Consider the following 12777-nt stretch of genomic DNA (forward strand, 5'->3'; position numbering starts at 1 on the left):
AATTTCAGGGAATAAGGGGACATATATATTGATAGGTTATTTAATAAACCCGTCTTTAATACAAAATGAGACGCCGCAGTACTTGATAAACCATTTGAACCAGAGCTATATACAATCTGGAATAAAAGAAATACAAGGTTTAGTCTAGTTTTTCTACGTCTAGGGACATATCGATAGCCTTTACACTGTGGGTTATGTAACCACTAGAGATTATGTCTACCCTAGTTTTTGCGTATTCCACCACATTGTCAGGAGTAATCCTACCCGAGGTTTCTATTAGTATCTTTCCTTTCAGATGGGAAACAACCTCTCCTACTTCATCTGGGATAGCTACTGCGACAACCTTAATGGTAAAGCTTGCAAGAACTGTTAACTCTAATGTTGTTGTTGCTGGAACTAGGAAAACTACTCCAGGTTTAAGGCTATTCGAAAAGTACGCTATGGAAGTTGGTGGCGGAGACCCTCATAGATACAATCTGTCCGACATGGTTTTGATAAAAGATAATCACATAGCATTACTAGATGGAATAAGAAATGCTGTAGAGAGCGTTAGAAAATACGTAAGTTTCTCAAAGAAGATAGAGGTAGAAGTGACTAGTTTAAAAGAAGCTGTAGAGGCATACAAAGCTAAGGCCGATATCATTCTCTTAGATAATATGACCCCAGAAAGTCTGCTAAGTAAGTTAAACAATGTTCTTTCGACCATTAGGACGTCTTCTCCGTGTCCTTCGAAAATAAGCATTTATCCCCTTTTTTGAAATAATTTCCGTCTGGTTTAGCTTCTATGACCTTTAATTGCAAGTCTTCTAAGAACGGTACAAGAAACTTATTTCCTGCTAACAAACCTTCTTCTTTAGCCACTACATAAGCTCTACACTTAACCCCTTTTACGGCTTTACTTGTAATGTCCTCAGGCAATACATCTTCTTCTAGGCGTTCTAGCAGTCTTCTAGATATAAGTTTTTCAAATATCATTTCTTACATGCCTGGATGAAATTCTTAAATACTTCAATCCCTTTTTCAGTATGTTTAACCTCAGGATGGAACTGAACCCCGAAAATAGTATTATCACTGTTCACCATAGCCTGTACTTTAGCGTTCTCGCTATGTGCTAATACTCTGAACCCGTTAGGCGGCGATATAACCTCGTCTGTGTGACTTTCCCAAGCCTTTATAGACGGTTTTAAACCTCTTAGTAACGTATCCTCATCGTCAATCATAACGTTAACTAAGCCGTACTCTGGGTTCTTAGCTTTGTCTACTTCTCCTCCTAGAACTTTCGCTATTAACTGATGTCCTAAGCATATACCCATTTTAGGTAAAGAGGTTTTCAGTACATATTCTTTAGCATTCCCCATTTTATCTAATTCCGTTACTACGGAATAAGGGCCTCCACCGAAAATAATGCAATCGAAATTATTTAAGAAGTCCACTGGTTTGTCGGGAGTGACGGCTACAGCCTCAACCCCGAGGTATTTAAGATCTTTCACGATAAGGTGGTTATACTGTCCTCCAAAGTAAATTACAGCTATTTTCACTGCGAGACGAATATTTATCTCCTTAGGATTAAAGCTTTTATATTCCGAACATAAGTTCGATATTAAACGATCTATATTATAGGTTCCGAAATTGCAGGTCTTTCCGCAGCTGTATCATTGAAAATATCGGGTCATAAAGTTACGGTAATTACTAAGAAAGTAGATGGAGGGTCCACCCCAATAGCCAAAGGTGGTGTTACCGTACCTGTCTCTGTTGATGACAGCCCGGAATTACATGCGGAGGATACGATCAAAGTAGGAGATGGACTTTGTGATATTAGAACAGTTAGATATGTTACACAAGGGGTAAACACGCTGTCGAAACTCTTCAGTCTTGGGGATTTGAATTTGATAAAGGGCTGAGACTAGAGGGAGGACATTCAAGGCGTAGAGTGATGTATAAGACTGATGAGACTAGAGGGCAGACATTCAGGTTTTTGTTAAACAAAGCGTGTTCTCTTGGGATTCCAGTTATAGAAGACATGGTGACAGATTCGGTAGTTGAAGAAGGAGAGGTCAGAGGTTTTGTCACAAAAACAAGAGGAATCAAAGGGGATGCGGATAAAGTCGTCTTGGCTACCGGTGGTTATTAGTACTTATTTGAGTTCACATCTACATAACCTACCAATATCGGAGAAGGAATTGCTATGGCTTTTAAGGTAGGAGCTGTGCTGGGCGATGTGGAATTAGTTCAATTTCATCCTACTGTAGCAAAATTGGACGGAGAGACCTTCCTTATGACCGAAACGCTGAGAGAGGAAGGAGCTAAAGTAGTAAATGAGAAGGGCGAGAGATTTCTGTTTAATTACCATCCCAAAGGATAATTAGCTCCTAGGGACATATTGTCAGGGGCTATTTATATCGAGATGTCGAAAGGTCATCGGATTTTCATGGATTTAAGGGATATAGAAGATTTTCAGAAAAAATTCCCAGTGGTCGCTTCTTACCTAGCCAGACACAGAAGAGATCCTAAGAAAGATCTTATTCCTATATCTCCCGCTGCTCATTTTGTAGACGGAGGAACAAGAGTGAATATTAGGGGAGAGAGCAGTGTGAAGAACCTTTACGCAATAGGCGAGGTAAGCGATAGTGGTCTTCACGGTGCTAATAGGCTGGCCAGTAACTCCCTACTTGAAGGGCTAGTCTCGGAATTAATTTATCACAATACGTTTACCTTCAATGGGAGGGAATAACAACTGAAGACGGAATAATGAAAACTTTAAAACTCATTGAAGATGAAGGAATAAGTAATACGTTAACATTAAACGAAATTAGAAAGCTAAACTGGGAAAACCTGGGGATAATTAGGAACCACGAGAAATTGTCAAAACTTACTTCAGTATATTATCCCTCAAAAAGTAGACCAGAGATTTTGATCTCATATCTAACGGCATTAGCTGCGGACATTAGAACAGAAAGTAGGGGTAATCATTATAGAGAAGACTATCCGTTCAAAGATCCGAGATGGGAAAAGAGAATATACTTCAGAGTTTTTAATTCTTAAAACATGGAGTGTAGAGCTGCTATAGTCGTCCTAGTTTCGAAGAACGGTAGGATTCTAGTAATTAAGAGAAAAGAGAGTCCTAATGATCCTTGGAGTGGACATATAGCATTTCCAGGTGGAAGAAGAGAGAGTAGTGAAACATGTGATGAAACAGCAGTAAGGGAGTGTATTGAAGAGGTGGGAATAAAGCCTAGATTAGTTAAAGACCTAGGAATATATTTCCCTAATAACGCTCCTGATATGAAAGTGAGAGCCTACTTAGGTTGTGTAGATGAAGAATTTATTCCACAGATCCAGAAGGACGAGGTCGATATGGCAATATGGATAAATCCTAAGCAGTTGGAAAGTAGAAATGACGAATTTTATTATAATGGTTTTAGGATATGGGGGATGACTTTCAGAATTTTAAAGGATGTTCTAGAAAAAAGATTCTATGAAGAGTGCTTAAAGAAATAGTTCAGTCCGGCAACGATTCTTCACTGGTCGGTTCCGTCTTCACTCATCATTTCAGTAGTAAATTCTCATACTCCTTAACATAGTTTACGCTTCTCTTTGTATCGCTGAATAGTTTAGATGCTTCTTCTACGTCCTCCGGCATTACTACATCCCTACCCTTCTTTTGAGCTATCACTAGTGATGGTTCGAGTAACTGTACTGAGTATCTTAAGCTGTTCTCAACTCCTAGTTTAGTAAGTAACTCTAGCGCTTTTTCGTCAAGTTTTACATCTATTTCGTCAGCACGTATTTTTATTATCTCTTTTATTTCGTCTCGGTTATATGGTCTCGTAGGTATTATCAATAATCTATCCAATAGATCAAGCGGCATTCCGTGGGGAGACTCTATATCAGTTCCTCTTATCTTTGTTATGCCTCTATTAGTTGCAAGGACTAGTATAGGGGCTAGATCGGATTCAAGTGCTTTGGTGAGAAATGAGAAGGCTTCAATGTCTAGCATGTGTGCGTCATCTATGAATAGTACCCCTGGAATTAGTTCCGCTTCTCCTTTACTTACCATATCCTTTACTAACTTGTCTACTTGCTTTCTGATATCTTGGTTTATTTCTCTCTCTGTAAAGAAACTAAACAAAGCAGTAATTGATATGCTTTGTGCAGCTATGTTTAAGTCTAAGTCGTGGAGAGTTACGGTGAAGGTGATATCTTTTTCCTTTTTTACTTGTCCGCTCGGTACTTCTACCTGCCTTACAACGTCTACATCGTATGTCTTTTCTCCCTCTATTCCTTTAGCTCTACCAACTCTAGATATCTCACCTGTTTCAGCATCAATCCATATCACGTCTCCCTTTCTTATGTTCATTTTCATTAATTGAGCAGCTATCGCGTCTCCGACGTTTAAAGTCCTCTCATCATCCTTAGTAGCCAAAGTTATTTGGGCTTCTCTTGGCATTACTGCATATGGGTTTAATCTGCTCCTTGCCACCTTTAGCTTCATATCCTTCACAACTCCCTCGTATACCGTTCTCCTCTGTTTAATCCTGACACCTAAAGATTTTCTTATTGCTTGTGTTAAAATCTCAGTTTTCTTTAACTCCGTTGAGTATATCTCTGATGCATTCATTATAGTAAACGGAGTGTCCTCACCTAGTTCTCTAGCTATTGCAATTGCCAGTGCTGTTTTACCAGTGCCGGATGGGCCTACAAAGAGGACACCTTTCCCTGCCATTTTACCTTGTTTTATAAGTTGGACTACTATTCCAGCTGCTTCTCTAGCTTCCATCTGACCTACTAGCCCATCAGCCTTAAACTTAGGTTTTCCCTTTTCATCTAGTCCTAGTCCTGATATATGGCTGTGAATAGACGCTTTCTCTCTTTCTACTTTTTTAATTTCTCTTATCTCGGCCATCAATTTTAAATTATAAAAAATGCTTTTGAGTTTAACTCAAAATTAATACGAAGTTATACTTATTTTCATTTACTGAATAGAACTATCGATTTCCTTACCTATTGTTACGGCTCTCTGATAAGCAGATTCGACGGTTTTTATAACAGCAGACTTGACCCCCTCACTTTCCATAACCATAAGACCGCGTATAGTAGTGCCTGCAGGAGTTGTAACTTGGTCTCTGAGAAACACTGGATGCGTCTTACATTTCTTAAGCATAGTGACTGTCCCTTCCACCATATCTAAAATAGCATTATAAGCAAGGTCTCGGGGCATACCACAAGCTACGGCACCAAGAGCAAAGGCATCTATAATCTCAGCCAAGAAAGCAGGACCACTTCCTATAATTGCTGTCCATGCGTCTAGCAACTCCTCCTGAACCCAATACACGTTTCCTATTAAAGAAAAGATCTTCTCAACGATCTCGTCTTTTCCTGGTGTTATTGCTGTAGTAGCCTTGGCTACAACAGCGTTAATGTTAGGCATTGCTCTAAATACTTTAGCTCCTCTAAGGAGTCTTGAAAGCGTTGCCAGTCTCACACCTGCCATTACTGAGACAACTATCTTTCCTTCCCACAAATTAGTGTCTATTTCTGAGAGTAACGGTTTAAAGTGTTGAGGTTTTACACTGATGATTATTACGTCAGCTTGACTTACGGCGTACGAGTTATTTCTCGTTGAGTTTATGCCAAGTTCTTGGACTTTTTTTAATGTAGTTTCGTTTCTTGCCGTTGCTATAACTTCGAAATCATCCTTAATAGATCTAGCAATTGCTGTACCGATCTTCCCAGAACCTAAAATAGCTACTCTAACCATTTAGAAGATTTTTAATAACTATTGTAAATATTCTTTCTTATGCCACAATACGAGATCCAAGGAGATGATTTACAGTACCTTAAGGTATATTTATCTCCAAACGAGGGAATATATGCCGATGCAGGACACATGATAATAAAAGATAACACTGTTACTTTGCAAACAAAATTAAGAGGCGGTCTTTTATCCGGAATCAAGAGGGCATTAACTGGTGGTTCGTTTTTTGTAACTGAGTTCTACGGTCCTGGACAAGTAGTACTGTCGGGGATATTCCCCGGCAAAATAGTCCAAATTCCGTTACAAGGTAGAGGGATTCTTGCCGAGTCCCACTCCTTTTTAGCCGCTGAGACCACTGTAAATTACGATGCTACTTTATCCAGACTGACGGCTGGAATATTAGGAGGAGAGGGGCTTTTCTTAGCAAGATTTACCGGTTTCGGCAACTTATTCCTACACTCTTATGGCGGATTAATTGTAAGGGATCTACAACCAGGTGAAACGATACAAGTTGAAGCTTCTCACTTAATGGCATTTGAGGAAGGAATGCCTTACTCTGTCCAGCTTGTCGGAGGACTTAGGTCTATTTTCTTTGCCCATGAAGGACTTTTCTTTGTTACTATAACTGGCCCTGGACGGGTATGGTTGCATACATTAACGGCCGAACAACTCGCTTCAGCACTAATCCCATATCTGCCCAGTGGGCAACAAGGTGGTATTCAGCTTCCGTTTTAAGGTGTTGGGATGTTCTTTATTGTGGAACCTAAAAATAAGTATATTTATGTAAAGGGAAGAGGAGTAGCAGGGAAACAGATAGTTTTCCCTACGTGGATTCCAGGATCGTACTTCATAAGAGAGCAAGAGAAGAACGTCGTGATGCTAAGAGGAGCTTCCCTTGTTTCCAAGAACAAGTACTTTCTCACTGATGACGAATTTGAGTATGTCTATTCAGCAATATCTAAAGATCAAAGAGAGACTATTTCGACGGTAGATTATATATTTATAAATCCCGTGTCAGTTTTTCCTTATCAGGATTTAAACGAAGAATACTGTATAAGCTTAAAATTACCTAATAACTGGGTAGTACACACTACTTTGAAGGAAATTGGAAAATTTACATATTGTGCAAGGAACTATGATGAGTTTGCGGACTCACCTATTCAGTCCTCCCCTAAATTGAATCTGATTAAGGTTACCGAGTTTCACTCGATTTCCACAATCAATAACGTCAACGAGCTGGAAAAGTTATCTAAAGTCCTTAACTTTCTAGATTCCTCTTTATCAATTGAGAATGAAGACAAACAAAGCTACATATTCTTCTTCAGGCGTAGTGATGTAAACTTCGGCGGTATAGAGCACGAGAACTCATCGGCAATTGTTGTACCGTGGAACAGAGAGGATTTGCTGTGGTTATTTGCCCATGAATATGTGCATAAGTGGAATGTCAAGAGGTTAAAACCTAGAGAATTAATGCGTATTGACTATGAGAGGGAAAATTATACGGAACTACTGTGGTTTGCTGAAGGAGTTACTGACTACCTAGCATTCTTGTCTCTTGTGCTGAGTAAGGTAATTGACACACAACAAGGACTAAAGTCTATTTCGAATATCCTCTCGAACTTGACCTATCCTGGGATAAAGAGGATGAGCTTGGCAGAATCATCAAAACTAACGTGGATAAAGCTTTATAAACGTGACGATAATTTCCTTAATATAGGCGTTTCGTATTACGACCTTGGGTTCGTAGTAGGTCTGCTCATGGACTTGAAAATAAGAGAAAACAGTGATAACCATTACGACATTTATTCGATGTTTAAGGCTCTCTACTTGAGGTTCAAAGAGACCGGTTATACCTATAGTGATATAAGAAACGTTGCAGAAGAGTATGGGGTTGATTTCCTCGACGAACTAGTATATAAGAGGGATCCTCCCATCTTTAAGCACCTTTCGAAGTATGTTGAAGTTGAGTTTGTGGATCGAGGTAAACCTTACGTTGGTATAAGGCTAGAAGCAAATAAGATTACTTTTGTTGAGGATGGTTCACCTGCAGACAATGCTGGTCTATTCCCAGGAGATGAGATAATCGCAGTGAACGGTGTAAAAGGAGCGAATATTCAAGAAGGACAATCACTAGACTTGTTAATTGTTAGAGATGGTGTTGTAAAGCATTTTGAGGTTCTTCCCGGTAGTAATCCGGGGCATACAGTTAAGATAAAGACCAATGGTGGTATTTTCGAGAAGGTTTTCGGCAAAGGTGAAGGTGTATCAGACAAGAAGTTAATTTAACTTAGCTAACAGTAATCACTCTTAGTGACTTCTCTAATTCTCTCATCGCCACCGATTTCCTTAATGAACTTATAGACACTCTTCGGTACTAGCTCTTCCCATTTCGGATCTTTTTCTAGCATCAACTTTCTTATTCTAGTAGCATTATATATCTCTCTATTAAATATCGGCACTTGATCTGTTAGATATCCGGCTTCTTTTGCCACTGTATATACTAAAGGGTTTCCGCTTACTATCACATCAAACGGTGGTGAGTACATTTCTACTATTCTTACCCAGTTCTTGTTTGTAAAGGATTCCATTATAGGGAACAGAATAACCTTTCGAAAATCTACGCCGTACTCCTTTAGGCTCTCTCTTATCATTATAATTCTCTCCCCGGCTGTGAAGGGATTATAAATCGAATGGCTCTCCTGGCCACTTCCTATAAGGATAATTACTTTATCGTACTTATTCAATAACCATTGGATAGCAGCCATATGCCCTAGATGAAAGGGCTGAAACCTACCTGGAAATAGAGCCCTCATTTTTCTCACTCAGTTTGTAAGCTAATTCAACAAATTTGTCGGGGTTCATAATATGGTAGGGGTCTATTAAATCCTTTATTCCCTTCATTATTTTTAAAACCTCTTTACCGTTATGTGCACTAAGTTGCTCAGCCAGTACCTTAGCCTTCTGAACTCCTATACCATGTTCTCCTGATATGGAACCTCCTAGCTCTATCGCTATCTTAGCGACTTCTTCAAAGATCTCTTGAGCTTTTAGTGGGTCGTCTAGAATTATGTTGGGGTGTAAATTACCGTCGCCTATATGAGCTATTACCGGCATTCTTATGTTATATTTCTTTTCGATCTCTTTTATTCTCTTTATAGCATCAATTAAACGGGAAACGGGTACTACTATGTCCTCTACATACATTAGTTTCGCTTCTGCCTTAAGCGCTATTGCCGATTGTGCTCTGATTGAATATATTTTCTCTGCTTCATCTCCCTCGGTTATTATGTATTTTTTATCCGCTAGAAGATCTCGAAGTTTTAGTAAATTTTCTTCTTCAACTGAAATAATGAAAACACCCCCTCCGCTCTCATCGAGTCTCGCATTTAATTGTCTATTTAAAGCTCTCACCACTTGGTCATCAATATATTCGGCTATTTCAGGAAGGATTCCCTTCTTTCTTATGTTAAAAATCAATTCCCCAGCTTCCTCTATATCATTTACATAAACTAACAGTGTGTAAATTTTACTTTGAGGTAAAGGTATTATCCTCAGCCAAATCTCGGTTATTATTCCCAATGTTCCTTCACTGCCTACGAACAAGTGTAGAAGGTCGTATCCTCCTCTGTTTTTCCTTAGGGGTTCTCCAATTTTCACAACCTTTCCGTTAGGTAAAACTACCCTTAATGCTAATACCCAGTCTCTGAAAGTTCCGTATTTTACCCCTCTCATTCCACCTGAAGCATTAGCAGTAGCCCCGCCAACTGAACACAGAAAGTAACTTGCAGGGTCCGGTGGAAAGAAAAATCCTTTTTTGCTAAGTTCTATATTGAGTCTCTCGAGATTTACTGCAGGTTGGACTCTAACATACCAATCTATCTCGTTAATTTCTAAGATCTTGTCCATATGTTTCATGTCTACTAAGATACATCCTTCACACTGTAGGTGACCAGCAAGGCTTGTCCCAGCACCATAAGTTACAATGGGGATATTGTTATCCCTAGCGTAATTGACTATCTTTACTACTTCATCTTCATTTTTTGGGTAAGCGATAATCTTAGGTTTTATTTTAAATCCTGCAAAGTCCTCCCTTTCTTTTCCCTCTTCTATTTCAATCCCGTCTAGCACATGAATATTATGAGCTTTCCGAAATTTATGAGTATATATTTAAATCAAATCGACTTTTAGTGTGTAGTGCTAAATCTTTGATGATCCTTTTTTTTTATAGACGGATTTATAGGGACAGCCCACCATAATAAATATTGGATGAAGAACAGCGGATCTGCAGAGTGTGATGATGAGTGTACTGGGTTAGAAAAGGTATCATAGGCGGATCCCCTATACCTTACACCCGAGACGAGTTAGAAGAGTGGAGGCAAAGAGGAGTAAAGAGAGTTCTAATTTTGCCCGAGGATTGGGAAATAGAAGAGGCATGGGGCAACGTAGACTATTATTATGAGACCTTAAAAGAACTAGGTTTTGAGTACTATCATATTAAGATACCAGATGGTCATCCTCCTACTATGGAGCAATTTATCATAATTTATAATTGGCTTAAACAAGGAAAGGGTAATCTAGTTCACTGCGTAGGCGGTATGGGAAGGACTGGAACTGTGATAGCGAGTTACTTAGTTTTATCTGAAGGTCTAGATGCAGAATCTGCTATAGATGAAGTAAGGCGATATAAACCTGGTGCAATCCAAACTTATGAGCAAGAGCTTTTTGTATTAGAAGTGGAAAGGTTGAAGGGCAAGTGGAAGACCCACTTTTAAATTTCTTAGTAAAGTTTCAGTATTTAGTTGCTAGGAATGTAAGTATAACCCACTTAGGAGTAGAAAACGTGAAAAGCGTATGTGCTTTAGACATAGCATACAAAGGTAATATAGGTTATGCAGTGGTAGTTTACTTTGACGGCAACAGATACGAGCATTACGTCTTCACTGGTGAGGTAAACTTTCCCTATATTCCTACGTTTTTATTCATGAGGGAGGCTCCATTAATGATGAAAGCTCTCGAAAAATACCAAGACCAATGCCAACTAACGCTAGTTGATGGTCACGGGTTAGCCCATCCCAGAAGGAGCGGAATAGCTACAGTCATAGGTGTTTTACTGGATATTCCGACAATAGGTGTAGCTAAATCGAGGTTGTTCGGAGAAGAGGTTAGAGAAGGTGAAGAAACTTACATACTTGTTAACGGAGAAAAAGTTGGTGTAAAACGAGGGAAATATTATTTTAGCATAGGTAATAAGGTGGATTTAATCGACGTGATCACGTTATCCAGGCTCGGTTATCCCGAAGCACTTAAGTTGGCTGATAAAATTTCTAAAGAGACAAAGAGAAAAAGGTGAAATTCGCTTTTATAAAAGGTTAAAAAGTTAACAGATAACTTCTAATTATGAAAGTCACCGTAGAAACTCCCGATATTCCCGAAGAAAAAGAAGTCGAATTAGATCCTTCTACTACTGCTCTGATAATAGTTGATATGCAAAACGATTTCGTGAGAAAGGAAGGGAAGTTATACGTACCTACGGCAGAAGCTACAATTCCTGCTATTAAAAGATTGATACAAAAAGCGAGAAGTGAAGGGGCTTACGTTATTTATACTCAGGATTGGCATATGAAGGATGATCCGGAATTCAAAATTTGGGGAGAACACGCTGTTGCAGGAACTTGGGGTGCTGAAATCGTAGACGAGTTAAAGCCTGAGAAAGACGATTTCTTAATAAAGAAATACAGATACGACGCGTTTTTCGAGACCCCGTTAGATTATATATTGAGAGTGAAGGGGATTAAGAACGTAATTATGACCGGAACAGTAGCTAATATCTGTGTGCTTCACACGGCTGGTAGTGCGGCTTTGAGGTGGTATAACGTGGTTGTGGCAAAGGATGGTATTTCAGCTTTAACAGAATTTGATTACTATGCGTCATTAAGGCAAGTAGATTTTCTGTATAAAGGAAAGATTTCTACCTCGGAAGGGATAAAATTTATTACTAGAAAGTAACGAATGATGAGACATGGATTATTACGCTATCGTACATAACGATTTTGATGGAACTGCGTCTGCTGCGATATACGCTAGGGCTGTTAACTCTTTACCGAAAAAAGTGTTTTTTACAGAGCCTACTAAGATCCACAATTTACTAAAGAGCTTGGAATTAAGAGGAGTTTATAAGATTATGATAGCTGATATAGGTTTAAACGCATCTACTTTAGACAATGTGATAGAGAACTTAAAGAAATTAATAAGTCAAGGAGCAGAAATAGAGTGGTTCGATCACCATGTGTGGAAGGAGGAGTGGAAGAGGAAGCTACAAGAAACAGGGGTTAATGTGTATCACGATTTGTCTACATGTGGTGCAGGAGTAGTAAATAAGAATCTGAATCCGCAAGACGAGTTCTCAAGAAAGTTGGCTAGTGCTGACTGTTCAGTAGACATCTGGCTTCATGATGATCCCATGGGTGAAAAATTAAGGCGTGTTGTGGAGTATAATAAAGACTATAAGTGGAAGGAGTACTTAATCAATAAGTTTTACAATGGAGTTCTATGGGATGATGAATTTGAAAAGATTTTGCTCGATCAAATAGACAAGGAGTTAAAGGGTTACGAGAACTTACATAAATACACTAGAGTTCTGAATATCAACGGAAAGAACATAGTAGTGGCTGTGAGATGGAGGGGACCTCCGGATATTAGTTATGCCTCTCAATTCTTGATGAACCGATACGGTGCATTAGTTTATGCATCAGTGAACGGAAAGGCAATATCGTTTAGAAGTAACAGCATAGACGTGAGGAGGTTTGCCGAGAAACTAGGTGGCGGTGGTCACATACTAGCAGCTGGTGCGGGTCTTAAAGCTCCATTCTGGAGGTTTCTCCTTCATAGGCTAGGAATTAGGGGTCCGTTGTTAAATTGGGCCTCTGACATAGTTAAAAAAGTCGTAACTGAGACCGGTTTTATATATTATGAAGGTAAGAAGAACGTAACTATGTGAAGAAAATTGTGAAAAGTTGTATGTC

Annotated in this window: 15 protein-coding genes and 2 pseudogenes; 10 read left to right on the forward strand and 7 right to left on the reverse strand. The window is 39.1% G+C overall.

The window, feature by feature from the left end; translation table 11 throughout:
- The first annotated feature begins 1 nt into the window (after position 1).
- Positions 2-148: a DUF929 family protein gene (locus tag WIW89_RS13650; RefSeq protein ID WP_443296601.1), complete on the forward strand. Its 147-nt coding sequence runs from the start codon at positions 2-4 to the stop codon at positions 146-148.
- On the opposite strand, the gene WIW89_RS11620 is transcribed toward WIW89_RS13650, so the two are convergent.
- Positions 140-349, reverse strand: a complete 210-nt coding sequence (locus tag WIW89_RS11620) for a hypothetical protein (RefSeq protein ID WP_337720918.1) — start codon at positions 347-349, stop codon at positions 140-142. The two genes, WIW89_RS13650 and WIW89_RS11620, sit on opposite strands and share 9 nt — an antisense overlap.
- Here WIW89_RS11620 and WIW89_RS11625 point away from each other — a divergent pair.
- Positions 321-695 (forward strand): annotated as a pseudogene (locus WIW89_RS11625) (carboxylating nicotinate-nucleotide diphosphorylase); the annotation flags it as partial. The gene WIW89_RS11620 and the pseudogene WIW89_RS11625 sit on opposite strands and share 29 nt — an antisense overlap.
- A gap of 10 nt (positions 696-705) precedes the next feature.
- Here the strand turns inward: WIW89_RS11625 and WIW89_RS11630 are convergent.
- Entirely contained in the window at positions 706-975 is a 270-nt protein-coding gene (locus WIW89_RS11630; RefSeq protein ID WP_337720900.1) for a hypothetical protein, read from the reverse strand.
- Positions 972-1538: a GMP synthase subunit A gene (locus tag WIW89_RS11635; RefSeq protein ID WP_337720901.1), complete on the reverse strand. Its 567-nt coding sequence runs from the start codon at positions 1536-1538 to the stop codon at positions 972-974. The genes WIW89_RS11630 and WIW89_RS11635 overlap by 4 nt, the downstream gene beginning before the upstream one ends.
- A 69-nt stretch (positions 1539-1607) precedes the next feature.
- On the opposite strand from WIW89_RS11635, the pseudogene WIW89_RS11640 reads away from it, so the two are divergent.
- Together WIW89_RS11640 and WIW89_RS11645 are read left to right on the forward strand one after the other, a co-directional pair.
- Positions 1608-3042: pseudogene (locus WIW89_RS11640) on the forward strand (L-aspartate oxidase).
- A 3-nt stretch (positions 3043-3045) separates the two neighbouring features.
- Complete coding sequence (locus WIW89_RS11645; protein ID WP_337699679.1) at positions 3046-3498, forward strand: NUDIX hydrolase; 453 nt, start codon at positions 3046-3048, stop codon at positions 3496-3498.
- Between the two features lie 46 nt (positions 3499-3544).
- Here WIW89_RS11645 and WIW89_RS11650 read toward each other — a convergent pair whose 3' ends face one another.
- The gene (locus tag WIW89_RS11650) at positions 3545-4903 is read right to left on the reverse strand and encodes a RuvB-like helicase (RefSeq protein ID WP_337720902.1); all 1359 of its coding nucleotides are present in this window, start codon (positions 4901-4903) and stop codon (positions 3545-3547) included.
- 69 nt (positions 4904-4972) lie between these two features.
- Positions 4973-5758, reverse strand: a complete 786-nt coding sequence (gene proC / locus WIW89_RS11655) for a pyrroline-5-carboxylate reductase (RefSeq protein ID WP_337699684.1) — start codon at positions 5756-5758, stop codon at positions 4973-4975.
- A gap of 39 nt (positions 5759-5797) precedes the next feature.
- Here proC and WIW89_RS11660 point away from each other — a divergent pair, with 39 nt between their 5' ends.
- On the forward strand, positions 5798-6490 hold the full coding sequence (locus WIW89_RS11660) for a TIGR00266 family protein (protein ID WP_337710222.1): 693 nt from the start codon (positions 5798-5800) through the stop codon (positions 6488-6490).
- Between the two features lie 9 nt (positions 6491-6499).
- Positions 6500-8041 (forward strand): M61 family metallopeptidase, encoded by a 1542-nt coding sequence (locus tag WIW89_RS11665; RefSeq protein WP_337720903.1) that lies wholly within the window; start codon positions 6500-6502, stop codon positions 8039-8041.
- Positions 8042-8046: 5 nt separating this feature from the next.
- Here WIW89_RS11665 and WIW89_RS11670 read toward each other — a convergent pair whose 3' ends face one another.
- Both WIW89_RS11670 and WIW89_RS11675 read right to left on the reverse strand, forming a co-directional pair.
- On the reverse strand, positions 8047-8568 hold the full coding sequence (locus WIW89_RS11670; RefSeq protein WP_337720904.1) for a nicotinamide-nucleotide adenylyltransferase: 522 nt from the start codon (positions 8566-8568) through the stop codon (positions 8047-8049).
- Complete coding sequence (locus tag WIW89_RS11675; RefSeq protein WP_337720905.1) at positions 8546-9883, reverse strand: FAD-binding oxidoreductase; 1338 nt, start codon at positions 9881-9883, stop codon at positions 8546-8548. The genes WIW89_RS11670 and WIW89_RS11675 overlap by 23 nt, the downstream gene beginning before the upstream one ends.
- Before the next feature lie 173 nt (positions 9884-10056).
- Between WIW89_RS11675 and WIW89_RS11680 the strand changes: the two genes are divergently transcribed.
- The 4 genes from WIW89_RS11680 to WIW89_RS11695 are packed head-to-tail and all read left to right on the forward strand — an operon-like array spanning position 10057 to position 12752.
- Positions 10057-10527, forward strand: a complete 471-nt coding sequence (locus tag WIW89_RS11680) for a phosphatase domain-containing protein (protein WP_337710215.1) — start codon at positions 10057-10059, stop codon at positions 10525-10527.
- A complete protein-coding gene (locus tag WIW89_RS11685) occupies positions 10509-11105 on the forward strand; it encodes an endonuclease V (protein WP_337699695.1) in 597 nt (198 codons plus the stop codon). The genes WIW89_RS11680 and WIW89_RS11685 overlap by 19 nt, the downstream gene beginning before the upstream one ends.
- A 47-nt stretch (positions 11106-11152) precedes the next feature.
- Positions 11153-11761: a cysteine hydrolase family protein gene (locus WIW89_RS11690; protein WP_337699696.1), complete on the forward strand. Its 609-nt coding sequence runs from the start codon at positions 11153-11155 to the stop codon at positions 11759-11761.
- A gap of 13 nt (positions 11762-11774) precedes the next feature.
- Positions 11775-12752 (forward strand): DHH family phosphoesterase, encoded by a 978-nt coding sequence (locus WIW89_RS11695; protein ID WP_337720906.1) that lies wholly within the window; start codon positions 11775-11777, stop codon positions 12750-12752.
- Positions 12753-12777 lie beyond the last annotated feature (25 nt).

The organism is Stygiolobus sp. CP850M (assembly GCF_037389425.1).
Taxonomy (GTDB): Archaea; Thermoproteota; Thermoprotei_A; order Sulfolobales; family Sulfolobaceae; genus Stygiolobus.